The 13,237-nt window shown below is 37.8% G+C and carries 16 protein-coding genes; 13 read left to right on the top strand and 3 right to left on the bottom strand.

The features are described 5' to 3' along the window. Positions 1–10 precede the first annotated feature (10 nt). The 10 genes from VV089_RS15985 to VV089_RS15940 all read left to right on the top strand — a co-directional run bounded on the left by VV089_RS15985 (position 11) and on the right by VV089_RS15940 (position 7,586). Positions 11–988: an AAA family ATPase gene (locus tag VV089_RS15985; protein ID WP_334336582.1), complete on the top strand. Its 978-nt coding sequence runs from the start codon at positions 11–13 to the stop codon at positions 986–988. A 352-nt stretch (positions 989–1,340) separates the two neighbouring features. Continuing rightward, complete coding sequence (locus VV089_RS15980; protein ID WP_334337587.1) at positions 1,341–2,690, top strand: plasmid recombination protein; 1,350 nt, start codon at positions 1,341–1,343, stop codon at positions 2,688–2,690. A gap of 21 nt (positions 2,691–2,711) precedes the next feature. Further along, positions 2,712–3,026 (top strand): hypothetical protein, encoded by a 315-nt coding sequence (locus tag VV089_RS15975; RefSeq protein WP_172544129.1) that lies wholly within the window; start codon positions 2,712–2,714, stop codon positions 3,024–3,026. A 101-nt stretch (positions 3,027–3,127) separates the two neighbouring features. Next, complete coding sequence (locus VV089_RS15970) at positions 3,128–3,376, top strand: DUF3781 domain-containing protein (RefSeq protein ID WP_016285953.1); 249 nt, start codon at positions 3,128–3,130, stop codon at positions 3,374–3,376. Then, positions 3,366–4,745: a DEAD/DEAH box helicase gene (locus VV089_RS15965; protein WP_334336581.1), complete on the top strand. Its 1,380-nt coding sequence runs from the start codon at positions 3,366–3,368 to the stop codon at positions 4,743–4,745. The genes VV089_RS15970 and VV089_RS15965 overlap by 11 nt, the downstream gene beginning before the upstream one ends. Positions 4,746–4,780: 35 nt before the next feature. Further along, a complete protein-coding gene (locus VV089_RS15960; RefSeq protein WP_334336580.1) occupies positions 4,781–5,152 on the top strand; it encodes a hypothetical protein in 372 nt (123 codons plus the stop codon). Next, the gene (locus tag VV089_RS15955; RefSeq protein ID WP_334336579.1) at positions 5,143–5,775 is read left to right on the top strand and encodes a hypothetical protein; all 633 of its coding nucleotides are present in this window, start codon (positions 5,143–5,145) and stop codon (positions 5,773–5,775) included. The genes VV089_RS15960 and VV089_RS15955 overlap by 10 nt, the downstream gene beginning before the upstream one ends. Continuing rightward, positions 5,744–5,947: a hypothetical protein gene (locus VV089_RS15950; protein WP_334336578.1), complete on the top strand. Its 204-nt coding sequence runs from the start codon at positions 5,744–5,746 to the stop codon at positions 5,945–5,947. Before VV089_RS15955 ends, VV089_RS15950 begins: the two co-directional genes overlap by 32 nt. A gap of 86 nt (positions 5,948–6,033) precedes the next feature. Next, entirely contained in the window at positions 6,034–6,588 is a 555-nt protein-coding gene (locus tag VV089_RS15945; RefSeq protein ID WP_334336577.1) for an AlbA family DNA-binding domain-containing protein, read from the top strand. Beyond that, positions 6,585–7,586 (top strand): ATP-binding protein, encoded by a 1,002-nt coding sequence (locus VV089_RS15940; RefSeq protein ID WP_334336576.1) that lies wholly within the window; start codon positions 6,585–6,587, stop codon positions 7,584–7,586. Before VV089_RS15945 ends, VV089_RS15940 begins: the two co-directional genes overlap by 4 nt. A 78-nt stretch (positions 7,587–7,664) precedes the next feature. Here the strand turns inward: VV089_RS15940 and VV089_RS15935 are convergent, their stop codons facing one another. The 3 genes from VV089_RS15935 to VV089_RS15925 form a co-directional block, all read right to left on the bottom strand. Beyond that, positions 7,665–7,916 (bottom strand): hypothetical protein, encoded by a 252-nt coding sequence (locus VV089_RS15935; RefSeq protein ID WP_172542143.1) that lies wholly within the window; start codon positions 7,914–7,916, stop codon positions 7,665–7,667. Next, the gene (locus VV089_RS15930) at positions 7,909–8,280 is read right to left on the bottom strand and encodes a plasmid mobilization protein (protein ID WP_172542141.1); all 372 of its coding nucleotides are present in this window, start codon (positions 8,278–8,280) and stop codon (positions 7,909–7,911) included. Before VV089_RS15930 ends, VV089_RS15935 begins: the two co-directional genes overlap by 8 nt. A 393-nt stretch (positions 8,281–8,673) precedes the next feature. Further along, positions 8,674–9,141, bottom strand: a complete 468-nt coding sequence (locus tag VV089_RS15925; protein ID WP_334336575.1) for a hypothetical protein — start codon at positions 9,139–9,141, stop codon at positions 8,674–8,676. 370 nt (positions 9,142–9,511) lie between these two features. Here VV089_RS15925 and VV089_RS15920 point away from each other — a divergent pair, with 370 nt between their 5' ends. The 3 genes from VV089_RS15920 to cptIN all read left to right on the top strand — a co-directional run bounded on the left by VV089_RS15920 (position 9,512) and on the right by cptIN (position 12,088). Then, positions 9,512–10,225: a toll/interleukin-1 receptor domain-containing protein gene (locus VV089_RS15920; RefSeq protein ID WP_334336574.1), complete on the top strand. Its 714-nt coding sequence runs from the start codon at positions 9,512–9,514 to the stop codon at positions 10,223–10,225. A 54-nt stretch (positions 10,226–10,279) separates the two neighbouring features. Then, positions 10,280–11,380: a hypothetical protein gene (locus tag VV089_RS15915; RefSeq protein ID WP_172544142.1), complete on the top strand. Its 1,101-nt coding sequence runs from the start codon at positions 10,280–10,282 to the stop codon at positions 11,378–11,380. Positions 11,381–11,617: 237 nt separating this feature from the next. Beyond that, positions 11,618–12,088 carry a type III toxin-antitoxin system CptIN family toxin gene (cptIN, locus tag VV089_RS15910; RefSeq protein WP_172544143.1) on the top strand — a complete coding sequence of 157 codons (471 nt, stop codon included), beginning with the start codon at positions 11,618–11,620 and terminating at the stop codon, positions 12,086–12,088. Positions 12,089–13,237: the final 1,149 nt, after the last annotated feature.

Raw genomic sequence — 13,237 nt, 5'->3', positions numbered from 1 at the left:
GAGGGCATTTATGGAAGAAACAAAAATCGAATTACAGTTGATTAAATTGTCGGAGATACAGTCGCAGGAAGTTTCTTGGCTGTGGTTTCCGTTTATACCCTATGGCAAGCTGACAATCGTACAAGGCGATCCGGGTGACGGAAAGACAACATTTATTCTGAACATAGCGGCAAAACTGTCTAAGGGAGAAAGTTTAGGCGGTGGAATGAATCTTACAGAGCCTTTGAATGTAATCTATCAGAGTGCAGAGGACGGTCTTGCTGATACGGTCAAGCCCCGGTTAGAACAGGCAGGGGCAGACTGTGAGAAAATCTCTGTCATTGATGAAAAGATAAAATCCCTTTCCATGATAGATGAACGCTTGGAAGAAGCTGTTATAAAGACGGGCGCAAAACTGCTGATTTTAGACCCGATACAAGCCTATTTAGGCGGCGGTATGGATATGAACCGGGCGAATGAAGCAAGGGATATGACAAAGAAATTAGCGGCACTGGCAGAGAAATACCAGTGTGCGATTGTCCTTGTCGGGCATATGAACAAGGCGGCAGGAAATAAGGCGGCATACCGGGGAATGGGTTCGATTGATTTCTTTGCAGTCGCTAGAAGCGTTCTCTTAGTTGGCAGGGTTGAGGGAGAAGAAAATATAAGGGCTGTGGTACAGATAAAAAATAACCTTGCGGCGTTCGGACACCCGAAAGCATTTGAATTATCGGAGAACGGTTTTGAATGGCTTGGAGATTATGAGATTACCGCTGATGAAGTCTTAGGCGGTATTGCCCCGAAAGCAAATAAAATGGAACAGGCAAAGCGGCTGCTCCGGGAACTGGCAGAAACAAACAATGCCATGCAGAGCAATGAGATTTTCAGTCTTGCAGACGAGCAGGGCATATCGAAGCGGACACTGGAAAATGCGAAAAAAGAGTTAGGTGTCCGGGCAAAGCGGATAAACAATACATGGTATTGGGAACTGGATAAAATCAGACAGTGACGGACAGGCAAGGCAACAGCGCAACAATGCAGGGTATTAGGATTTTGCAGTCTTGGAATTGCGTTCTTGAAGATTGCAAGGTTGCAAAAATTATAGACATTGCAATGTTGCGCTGTTGAGAGAAAGCAGGGAAGCGGCGGTATCAAGGCGGCGAAAAGCCGCCCACCGTCCGTTAGGACGGTAGCCCCCGGCAGGGCGCAAAACCTGCTTGCAGGTTGCATTTTTGTTGGCGTAGCTGACAAAAGTGCTTTTGCGTTACTTTCGCAGAAAGTAACAAAGGCTATGCGCCGTATCCGGCGCTCATTACCCGATAGGGAGAAAGGGAAATTTATTGAAACGGACTATTAGCGTTATGACAGGGAAAGGCTCTGTCAATCATAACAGCAGAAAATTCCATGCAAAGAACACTGACTCGGAGCGGAGTTGTCTGAATGTGGAATACTGCAACGAAAATATCAAAGACGTATACCACGAATTATTTGATGAAGCACTCACCCGGTACAATGAGAAGCAGACCAGAAATGACCGCATAATTGATGATTACTATGAGAAAATCTGTTCCGGCAAACAGGAGAAGCCATTCCATGAGATTATTTTGCAGATAGGCAACAAGGACGATATGGGGGCAAAGACAGAGGACGGACAGCTTGCGGCGAAAATACTTGATGAATATATGCAGGACTTTCAGCGGCGCAATCCCACATTGAGAGTGTTCTCTGCCTATCTCCACATGGACGAAGCCACACCGCATCTGCATATAGATTTCGTACCCTATACGACTGGAAGCAAGAGAGGGCTTGAAACAAGGGTGTCATTAAAAAAGGCACTGGCAGAACTTGGCTTCAAAGGCGGCACAAGGAGCGAAACGGAACGTAACCAGTGGGTAGCGGCAGAGAAAGAACATCTTGCGGAGATTATGCTAAAGCATGATATTGAGTGGGAGAAAAAGGGAACACATGAGAAGCATTTATCGGTTTTGGATTTTGAGAAAAAGGAACGTGCAAAAGAGGTTGCAGAGCTGGAACAGACAATCTCCGGCAGTAAAGAGGAATTATCTTCCATTCTTTATCAGCAGATAGCGGCAGGACGGGAAACGGAGCAAATACGAAAAGAGGGCGAAGCAATCCGACAGGAAGTATCAGAACTTTCCGCTACAAATCATTTTCTAAAAGAACAGACGGAAACACTGACAGGGGATAAAGAAAAGCTGTTATCCGAAAATGAAAAGTTGGAGAAACAGCAGAAAAAGTTACAGCAGGAAATCAACAAAATGGTACAGTCAAAGGAAGTCATGGAGAGAAATATCCATGCCTATGATGAAGATGTGAAATGGCAGTTAGCAGAGCCGGGGTCATTGATGAGCGCAAAGAATTATCGGGATAAAAAGGCACTCCCGCTTGTGGAGAAATTGAAAGAAGTCGTTAAAAATCTGACTATCAAGTGCGTACAGCTTACGGAGCAGGGAAAGAAGCTGACCGCTAAAGTGGACGGGCAACAAGTACAGATTAGCCGCTTGACGGACAAGGTTATGGAACAGAGCGACACCATAGACCGATTGCAGGAAAAAGCGACTGATTTAGGACGTTTGGAGCGTCATTTAGGCAGGGAACAGGTGCAGTTGATAGTGGAACGGTCAAAGGCATTAGAACAGGCAGAACGAGCAAAAAAACGCCCGAAACGTGCCTTTGAAATGAGCCGATAGGAAAAGGGGGATTGATAGGATATGACGGATATGGAAAAGAAAGTTATGATACGGCTGTGTGCTAAAATCGTAGCAGATACAGACCTTTACGAAACGGACAAGGAAGTGCAAAATCTGATAGACTGGGTATGCCTGTCGGAGCAGATAAAGGAAAACAACAATACAATCCGCAATCTGACCGGGGAATATAAAAAGATAGAGCCGGATTGCCGGGAGGGAGTGCGGGCGCAGTTGGAGCGCATGAAAGAACTGTGCAGAGAGCGAAATAGTCTATATGAGAAGCAGAATGACTTGAAAGGGCAGAAACAAAAGATTGAGAAGTCGTTGGAGCGATAAGAAATGTGGGGCGTAGCGGTTGCTATGTCCTGTATTTTTTGTGGTAAATAAGGAATAAAAGTGGTACAATCAAATGAACAAAGCAGGAGCTAAAGAAAAAAATGGAAGATAAAAAGATATTGCTTGATAATATTGATAAAATTCATACAACCGAAATGGGAATTGATAGAATTAAAAGAAACCTAAAAATAGATACAACAGATGTTGTTGAGTACTGTAAAAATAAAGTGTTAGATAAAAATTGTAACATATACAAACAGGGCAAAAACTGGTATTGTGAGGTTGAAAATATCAAAATTACTATCAATTCATATAGTTATACAATTATCACGGCACACATTGTTAAATAAAATCTGTGATTATAATGTACCATATGAAATTTCATTAAAAGAAGCAATCAATAAAGGTATGCTTGTTCCATTTCATTATTACGGTATTTATGATGAGACAGATTATTCATCATTGCATCTAGTAAAAGGTCGTTACGATGAAAAGGAATTAAATGAAACTTATATTGGCAACATAAAACGCTATGATTTGATTTATAAATACTACATGAAATATCGTTCTAAAAGGGCTCTTGGCTTTTGCTGTTCCAGACAACATGCAGAAGAAATGGCAAAGGAATTTTGTAAAAGAGGTATTGAGGCTGTTGCAGTATATAGTAATGCGAATGGAGCGTTTTCAGAAGACAGGGATAAAGCAATTGAGAAACTAAAGAAACAGGAAATAAAGATGATTTTCTCTGTAGATATGTTTAATGAAGGGGTAGATATTGCTGCTCTTGATATGGTTATGTTTTTAAGGCCAACCGAGTCACCAATTGTCTTTTTACAGCAGTTAGGGCGTGGGCTTCGTATCAGTAAAGGTAAAGAATATCTAAATGTTTTAGACTTTATTGGTAACTATGAAAAAGCAGGACGAGCACCATTACTATTAAGTGGTGGGAAAGATCTTGGAGAAAAGAGTGCCTATAATTATGCTGATATTGAGTATCCTGATGATTGTATTGTGGATTTCGATATGAGACTGATTGATTTATTCAAGGAACTGGAGAAGAAATCATTATCTGTAAAAGAGCGAATTAAGCAGGAATTTTACAGGGTAAAAGAACTACTAGATGGTAAAGTTCCATCTCGTATAGAATTGTTTACATATATGGATGATGATATTTATCAATATTGTATGAAACACGCAAAGGAAAATCCATTTCGAAGATATATGGAATTTTTAAATGAAATGCACGAACTTTCGGTAGACGAAGAAGTGGTATATTCGGGGATAGGAAGAGAATTTCTTTCCTTGATTGAGACTACTGATATGCAGAAGGTTTATAAGATGCCAATTTTATATAGTTTCTATAATGATGGAGATATACGACTGGCAGTTAAAGATGAAGATGTGTTAGCAGCATGGAAAACATTTTTTGATAATGGAACAAATTGGAAAGATTTTGCGGCGGACATATCATATACTGATTATAAAGCTATGACGGATAAACAGCATTTAAGTAAGGCGAAAAGTATGCCGATTAAATTTTTAAAGGCTTCCGGAAAAGGGTTCTTTATTGAGAAAGATGGCTATGCGATTGCAATTCGGGATGATTTGGAAGAAATAATAAGGAATGATGCGTTTAAGAAACATATGAAGGATATTTTGGAATACCGTACGATGGACTATTATCGCAGGAGATATGAGGGAAAAGCACAATTGAGATAAAAGTAGTTGATAGAATTATAGCAGAACAGTGGAATATGGGAGTGAAAACCATTGCAGAAATTAAAGGTGTAGTAAGACAAATCAATATAGGTGACATGAGCATAGAAGATTTGGAAAATCTTACTCCTGTTGATAGCGTTAATTTTTCAAAAAGGAATTTTTCAGAAGAACAAATAGAGGATATTAATCAACGAACTGTGGTAAATCACTTGCGAAATGCTAAGCATATTGTATTTGACAGAAAAAATCATGTCAGGTATTGTGAGGCAAATCCAAAAGTAATATGGGAAAAGATTGATTTTACACAGTATAGGAATCTTGTTATATCAACTGAGTTGATATACAGGGATTATGCCGAATTGATGGAAGAATTGGACATTAGGGATGGATATAGGTATTGGAAATAAAAAACTTTTGGTTTACAGATGAACTTGAAAGAGAGTTTGAAAAAGTATGTATTCATTCGTCGGATGACGCGTTTAATAGTGCTGCTTTCAAGAGATTAGGGTATACATTAAATATGGGCTATGCATATAATGACATATATAGTTCTGTGGTTAATTATTTTGATGCAGAATTATTTTCGTCAGATATTGTGGATTTAAATGAGTTAGATCGGCGGCTTGTGAATTTATCTATTTTTAATTCAGCACTATATAAAAAGAAAATGGACTTAGAATATATCGAAGTGGCACCCAAAATTTTGATATCTATTTCTCAGGTGGAATATGTATATGGGATTACTATAAGTGATGTAAAAAAATTACAAAAGTGGGTGCTAAAATGTGAAGATAAATATTTTAATGCACATAGTTTGTGGAATAGGCTGTCAGAATCAGGTTTTTCAGAAAAGTTGCAAAATAATGAATGGATGTGTACATGTATATTTAGACAACAGGAAGCGATAGCATCTTTGCAGGTGGCTGGCGGAATTATTTTGTGTAGAGAATATAGCGAACTTAATTTTGGATTAATATGCAAGTGGCTGGTAGAGAAGAATGACAATACAAAATTTAACTTTGCTTTTTAATGATACTTTTTCAACAAGAGTTCTTGTAAGCAAGATTGCGGAAAAAATGAAAGCATATGGTTTATGGGAGACATTTGTAACAGATTCATTTGAAGAATATATTGATAATCTTGTAGTTAATACGGATTTGGAGCTGGATGATAATGATTTGTTCCAAGAGGAATTTTTCTAAAATGAATGGTTGAATATATGTTTTAAAAAGACATGATTTTATTTAAAGCAGTAAGAAATATTCATACCAGAAAGAGAGGCATCTGAATGATACCATTAAAGATAGAAACTTTATTAGAAGGACGTGTCGTTGAACATGACCGTGTAGAGTATAAAACAGGCTGGAATCCAAATGATATTATTCATTCTATTTGTGCTTTTGCAAATGATTATGATAACACCAATGGCGGATATATCGTCATAGGGGTAAAAGAGAGCAATGGTATGCCGGTATTTCCGTTAGTAGGTGTTCCGAAGGAAAAGTTAGATTCCATCCAGCAGGAAATATTTCAGTACTGTAATCAGATTATTCCAAGGTACATTCCAAGAATGGAAGTGGTTGATTATAAGAATGAAGGAATTTATTTGATATATCTATGGTGTTCAGCGGGTGATAGCGGTCCTTATCAGGCACCGAAATCATTGTATGTGGAAAATGGTGAAAAAGCTGACAAAAGCTTGAAATATTGGATTAGACCGGCGTCGCTTACGACAGATGCCAAGCAGGACGAAATATCTGAATTGTTTGATAAATTTAATTCCGTGCCATTGTGCCATTTGATGACCGTGTCAATAGAAAGGCGAAAATTGATGATATCATGAGAGGCTATCTTGAAGATTTTATTAGGAAGAGCAACAGTAGTCTGGTGATGGAACTGAATAGCAGTTCATTAGAGGAACTGCTGCTTGCACAGGAAGTTGCAAATGAGACAGATACGGAATTAGATATCAGAAATATCGGTGTATTGATGTTTGCGGAACATCCGGAGAAGCTGATTCCCGGGGCATATATTGAGCTGACTAGATTTCATTCAGAAGAAGCCGAGGCATCGGATGATTTTACGGAAAAAATATTTACAGGACCAATATGGAGACAAGTTCAGGATGCTTTGAATTATATAAAGACAACTGTGATTGAGCAAAAAGTTGTAAAGGTTCAGGGGCAGGCAGAAGCAGAACGATATTTTAACTATCCATATAATGCATTGGAAGAAACATTGGTAAATGCAGTATTTCACAAGTCGTATCGCGAGCCGGAGCCAGTGGAAATCCGCATATATGTGGATAGCATTCAGATACTTAATTATCCTGGACTTGCGAAATGGATTAATCTTGAACGTTTTGTATCAGGTAAAGTGAAAGGAAGGAAATATCGTAACAGAAGAATTGGGGAATTATTTAAGGAGATTGACTTATCTGAAAAAAAGGGAACAGGCATTCCTAAAATATTAAGAGAACTGAAACAAAATGGTTCACCGGAGCCTGAGTTTGATATGGATGAGGAAAGAACTTATTTAAATGCGATTATTCGCATAAGAGACGGTTTTGAAAGAAAAGAGAAAATGTCCGAATCAATGTCCGAATCAATGTCCGAATCAATGTCCGAATCAATGTCCGAATCAATGTCCGAATTGGAAAGAGCAAGAATGCAGATTATTTTGATTTATCTGGAAACAAATAAAGAAATAAATAGTGCTGCTGCGGCAAAATTGCTGGAAGTTGAAATAAAGACGGCAAGCCGTTTGTTGTTGAAGGCTGAAAAGCTGAATATCCTTAAAGGCACAGGAAAAACAAAAAATAAGGTTTATTTTAGAGAATAATGCAAATGAATGTCATAAGAATGGATTAAGAAGCCTATCTCCATCATAAGAAAAATGATGGAGATAGGAAACAGGCTGTTAATTAAATTCATTCATGGCATTCACATAATCTTGTAAGCCATTTGCTTTCAATGCAAGCTTTGCGTATAAAAGCGGTGTTTCTTCTGCTAAATGGTACAGATAGACTACATCACTGGAATCATCGAAGATAACAGAGGAATTACATTCTTTACAACGGATAACAAGAATGGAATTTTCGCCAGTGTTCACAATGATGGAATCGGTTGCAGGTTCGTACATACCAAACTGAAAAGTAAGATTGTTATTCATGCTGGTTTCCTTCCCACAGATATTTTGCACCATCCAGCAGGTCAATGATAGCTGTCAGCATATTGGTGTATTCAGTTTGTAATTCCTTAATGGATTCCAAAGAAGGAAGCGTATCAGGAGTAACATCGTTTGCGGTAAATTCTCTTTGCATTTTAAGTAATTGCAGATACAACGCATTGACAGTCTGTACCAGAGGATATATGGTTTCTTTCTTGCCAACAACGCAGATGCGGTTGTAAATGCAGGAACGGACAAAGTAATCTTTTTTCATCATTCCACTGGCAAGAATGCGTGCCTCGATTTGTTTTCGTTCGCCATCAGTGATTCTGAAACTAATTGTTGGATTTTTATGTTTGTTGCTCATAGTGGTGCTCCTTTCGTTTTGACAGTGGCAGCAGGTATAATAGATAGCCTGACAGTCACATGGATTTATTCGTTGTGAATAATAAAAAGTAGATTATATCAAGCCGATGGAAAATTATCGGTGCAGATACTGCAACTAATTTGCTACTAAAAATTGTGAAAACGATGCGAAAAGAGTAATATTTGGCGAAATAGATGTACCCGAAATGTAGGAAATATCAGCATTTGAGAGTTGCTGATAAAAATTCCGGGAAGAGTTCGAGTAACGGATGAAATCCCGGAAACACTGATAAAATGGGCGTTTCCGGGATTGCTTTATGCCTGTTGGCTCTAAAATGGCTCTAATTATCTGATGAATACTGGATTTCGGGCGGGTATCATGATATCTGTTTTTTTAATACAGAGGAATTTTGCCCTCATAATTGTCGGCTCTTTCCAACAGAGGACCGGTTGCGCCCATTGTGAAAGCTATATCACTGCTTCGGATAGACAATAGTTCCGTTCCAATCTTCAGATTAAGAAAATCTAATATCTGCTGATTAAGCTGAATTACACCATTCTCTGAAATATTTACCCAACAGTATGACCGCCCTTTGTATTTGACAAATTCGCCCTCTGTGGTCTGATAATTCTGTAAAGCTGGATTATCAGTAAGAATGTGTCCTAATTTTGACGGTTCTAACAATCCTTTTGTTGTCACGCAAAATCCGCCAGTGACCTTGCTTCCAGTAAAAAGATAGACTTTTCCCTCTGCTGTGGCGTTGTACTCTGTAAGAGCCTGTGTTGGGAGATAGATTGTCAAATCATCTCGTATCAGTGATTTTCCGAAAATAAATTTACCGCCTTTGTTCATTTGTGGCATATATCATCAACTCCTTTTCCTAAAAGTGGAAGTCCACTATATCATAAGAAAATTGAAATGTCACTAAGGCTCTCTAAAGTGTGGCAGATTTCATATCGTTTCTTGATAAAAAAGTAGAATATGTAGTTGTTGAGATTAAAAAACCATGATAAACTAAGCATAGCAGTTTTAAAAGTTATGAAGTTGTTTGGTGTGGTAACTTAACAATACATCATAAATTTAAAAACTGCTATTTTTTATGGCAGAAAATTGAAACTAAATGTACTTAGGGCTAGCCGTCGCGCTAGCGACTTGGTACAATGAAAATAAGATTGCAAACTTTAATAGCAACAGACGAAGATAAATATTTCATAGAAAAAGGTATGAAATTATGGCAAAATGTACAGCGCCAATTAACGGTCACCGCACAGCAAGTGGAAGGGCAAATTGTCCAGTGTGTGGAGGAGGCGGTTATAGAAATTACAATTTTTATCCCACATATTCTACACCACATTCTGCGCCAACAAGCAGTTCGAGAAGTGGTAGCAGTAGTGGGCAATCTAAGACAAAAGCACGATGGTCTTCGACGGGGTCAACTATTTTATATACTCCTGCGGAAATTCGAACACTTACCCCAGTGCGTGAAAATGTTGAAAAGCGTTCCGAGTTACCAGATTTAAGAGATGTTTTTCTTTGTCACGCATGGGATGACCGTAAAGGTGCAGCTAAAGAATTACATGATATGCTTGAATCTAAAGGAGTAACGGTTTGGTTTAGTGAAAAAGATGTTCTTTTAGGTTCTTCATTACTTCGTGAAATTGATAAGGGATTAGTAAAATCTCGTGTCGGCATTGTATTGGTTACACCTTCGTTTCTTAAACGTGTTAGTGGAGAAGGAATAGCAGATAAAGAACTTTCTGCGTTGTTGGCTCGTGACTTACTTGTTCCCATTGTACATAATACAACTTTTGAAGAACTGCGTGAAGTTAGTCCATTGCTTGGCTCAAGAAGTGGTTTAAGTACGATTGAGGAATCATTGGAGGATGTAGCGGCAAAAAGTTACTTTATAAACAGAAAAATGATTATAATTTGCACCATTGTGTGATTTACCTTGTTATAAAGGATATATTTAGCGTTATGAATAGAGAGGTAATTTGTTATGAATTATGTTCAAGCGTATATATCAAATATCTCTTTCCCAAATTCATTAGATGAAGTTTATAATTATGCACATTTTTTTAATATGGAAGCAATTATAAGGGGTGGTGATGATGGCGAGTATGAGGATAGAGAAACCGCATGGACAGCACCTAAGTGGTGTAAGAAAGGCGATATTGTCTTTTTTATGCACGCAAAATATGCAAATAGTAAAATTAGTAAATTAAAGAATGAGCTTTTAAGTAGCAGAGAACGGTATTCTAATAGTGCTTTTTGGACAATCATGAATGCTCTGATAAGAGCAAAAAAGATTCATGAAATATATGGTGGAAAAATATTTGCAATAGGAAAAATATCTGGTAATCCTGCCTATGAAAAAATGGATAATGAGAATTTGCATTGGAGAAGTAATATATATGCGCCAATTGATGATATTTTTCTATTGGAAAATCTAGTCGATATATCAGAATTTAGTATTGAATTAGAAGTTTCAAGACAGAGCAGTATAACACCGGTTTTTGGCGAAAAATTTGACTTTATTAAAAAATTGATTTTAAATAAAAACATTATTGTGGAGAAATATTTTATAGATTCGGTTGCAGAACCGATGCCATTATATAAGCTAAATGATGATAATTGGCTGAAAATAGTAAATTGCCATAGGAGAGATTTTTTCCTTGAAGCACAGTTTAGAGCGTTTTACGTGGATAGATTTTTGAAAGTTTTGGGAGATACAAAAGCCTTTTTTAAAGAATGTGGTTGCAAAAAGGAGAACAGAAGCAAAACATTTGTAGATAATGTAATAAAAATGAACGGTAAATATTTGCCTGTGGAAATCAAGTTATCTGTTTCAGCAGAAAAGGACATAAATTCTCAGTTGATGTCATATTGCAATTTAAAACAGTTGTATTTAACAGCAGATAAGGTAGTGACGGACAATATTTATAAAGATAATGTATTAGTGATTGATACAGATAAAATCTATGTATATTATGACAAAAAAAGGATGATAAAAGAAGTGTTTGAGTTGGATGATATAGAATCCAATGATGATATTGCTAATTTGAGAGTAATTATTATAAATTTGCTTGATTACTCGTAAAACAGGAATAATTCGAGCGGATATTCCATAAAATTTTCATGGAAAGCCCTATTGACTTTCCTCTTTGCACTTGCTAGAATGTAGGTACAAAGAAAGTTTACCACTGACCGATATGTGGTATATAAATGGTCGGGTTGAAAGTTTACCGCTGACCGATATGCGGTATATAAATGGTTGGGTCGAAAGTATAGTCCTTCGCCGCAAGGCGAGGGACTTTTCCGTAATGAGGACAGGCAAATGAAGAAAACAGGCTTTTATATTATTAAGGACATATTCTTTGAAGATATGTCAGACCCGTATCTTAAAGGAAATAAGGCAGGAAACAGACCGCATTATTACTGTTTTGAAGATACGAATACGGGTATATATTGGATGATACCGTTATCCAGCCGTATTGAGAAATACAGGAAGATTATGGAGAAAAAAGAAAAAGCCGGGAAACCTTGCGACATTCTCCATATCGTTAAACTGGATGACAGCCGAGAGAGTGCGTTTCTGATACAGGATATGTTTCCGATAATGGAAGAATACATAGAACGGGAATACACAATTGCCGGAAATCATTTGATGCTGACGAGTGAGCATGCCGCTAGAGAGATTGAGAAGAAAGCGAAAAAAGTCATGGGTATGTTGAAGCATGGCATAAAGTTCACTCCAACGCAGCCGGACATTATGGCGATATTAGAGAAGCTGAGGGAGCGCAAATAGATTTTCTTTGTTGGTGTAATTACATGGCGCTAGCGCCATGTAGATAGGGCAGACAAGGAGAAAATAGCGGATTTGACTGGCTCTATTTCGGCTCTAAAAATTTTGACAGTCATAAAAACGAGAGAATTTTTTAAAGAATATGGATAATATATGTTTGAAAAATGAGGGAAAAACAGTCAGTTCAAGCTATCCGCCGAGGAGTTCGAATAGTAAACAGAAAGCCGGGAAGCCGCATAAACAGTGGGCTTTCCGGCTTTTGATGTGGGGTGTGATACCTTTTTGATACCTAAATCAATAAATATTTGATATGTTAAAATAGACCAGTAATATCATCAATGCCTTCAACAAAGCCACCCAAAATATCATTTACATTATTAGCTTGGCGTTCTACGATTCTATATAATCTAAGCAAATTGCTTTGATTTTCTAAATCACTTTCACAAATTTCAGTCAGTATTTCATAACTTATAGAGCAGACAGAAATTACGCCTGCGGTTGTAGTATAGGAGTCGCCGTATGGGTCAATATCACTATATTGTATTTTTTGTATAACTAAAATATTATCTCCTTTTTTGTTTCATATATTGGATAATAGTGTGGAAAGTGTTTGGAGCTACATCTATTCCAAGTAATAGCATTAGATTTAGTTCCGTTGATTAATTTTACTACAAATTCATCAAAATTCATAAAGTTATCCTCTCTATTTAGTCAAGTCTTTTTCCTTATTTTTCAAGGATTTTTTAGTTATATATCTCAGATGAATGAGCCAAGATAATGGACATTTCTTTGTATCTGGTACGAAAATAGAGGTGTTGGGTATACAAAGTAGAACGTCTTCCGTTTCCGCTCTACATGGCCTTGTGTATGCCCCTCCTTCTACGGCAGCGTACCTCCCGTGTCTACCAGGATCACCAGCATCTCTGCCGGGTCCTAACTTCCTTCGTCCCGCCTGTCCATAACCAGGGTGTCAGCTTAGCTCCTTTACAGGGTCATGCCCTATGGATAATATTCCTGCCGACTACCGGCTCATTCTTTGTTATAAGTCTTACTGACCTGTCCCGTATGCTTCCCTCACCGGCACCTTTCGGTGGACGTTTTCCCGGATTGTTCCCCATACTTTCCAGCTTTCCTGTCACAGCTGGATTCAAC

The sequence above is a fragment of the Candidatus Merdisoma sp. JLR.KK011 genome (genome assembly GCF_036941125.1).
GTDB lineage: Bacteria > Bacillota > Clostridia > Lachnospirales > Lachnospiraceae > Laedolimicola.
Note: the sequence above shows the minus strand (reverse complement) of the source record. Positions and strands in the feature narration are given on the sequence as shown.

Coding starts and splice junctions, on each gene's coding strand:
- VV089_RS15915 (WP_172544142.1), top strand. CDS start 10,280: ATGAATTATGTTCAAGCGTATATATCAAATATCTCTTTCCCAAATTCA.
- VV089_RS15975 (WP_172544129.1), top strand. CDS start 2,712: ATGACGGATATGGAAAAGAAAGTTATGATACGGCTGTGTGCTAAAATC.
- VV089_RS15945 (WP_334336577.1), top strand. CDS start 6,034: ATGATACCATTAAAGATAGAAACTTTATTAGAAGGACGTGTCGTTGAA.
- VV089_RS15950 (WP_334336578.1), top strand. CDS start 5,744: ATGACAATACAAAATTTAACTTTGCTTTTTAATGATACTTTTTCAACA.
- VV089_RS15980 (WP_334337587.1), top strand. CDS start 1,341: ATGACAGGGAAAGGCTCTGTCAATCATAACAGCAGAAAATTCCATGCA.
- VV089_RS15970 (WP_016285953.1), top strand. CDS start 3,128: ATGGAAGATAAAAAGATATTGCTTGATAATATTGATAAAATTCATACA.
- VV089_RS15930 (WP_172542141.1), bottom strand. CDS start 8,280: ATGAGCAACAAACATAAAAATCCAACAATTAGTTTCAGAATCACTGAT.
- VV089_RS15925 (WP_334336575.1), bottom strand. CDS start 9,141: ATGCCACAAATGAACAAAGGCGGTAAATTTATTTTCGGAAAATCACTG.
- VV089_RS15985 (WP_334336582.1), top strand. CDS start 11: ATGGAAGAAACAAAAATCGAATTACAGTTGATTAAATTGTCGGAGATA.
- VV089_RS15920 (WP_334336574.1), top strand. CDS start 9,512: ATGGCAAAATGTACAGCGCCAATTAACGGTCACCGCACAGCAAGTGGA.
- VV089_RS15960 (WP_334336580.1), top strand. CDS start 4,781: ATGGGAGTGAAAACCATTGCAGAAATTAAAGGTGTAGTAAGACAAATC.
- cptIN (WP_172544143.1), top strand. CDS start 11,618: ATGAAGAAAACAGGCTTTTATATTATTAAGGACATATTCTTTGAAGAT.
- VV089_RS15935 (WP_172542143.1), bottom strand. CDS start 7,916: ATGAATAACAATCTTACTTTTCAGTTTGGTATGTACGAACCTGCAACC.
- VV089_RS15940 (WP_334336576.1), top strand. CDS start 6,585: ATGAGAGGCTATCTTGAAGATTTTATTAGGAAGAGCAACAGTAGTCTG.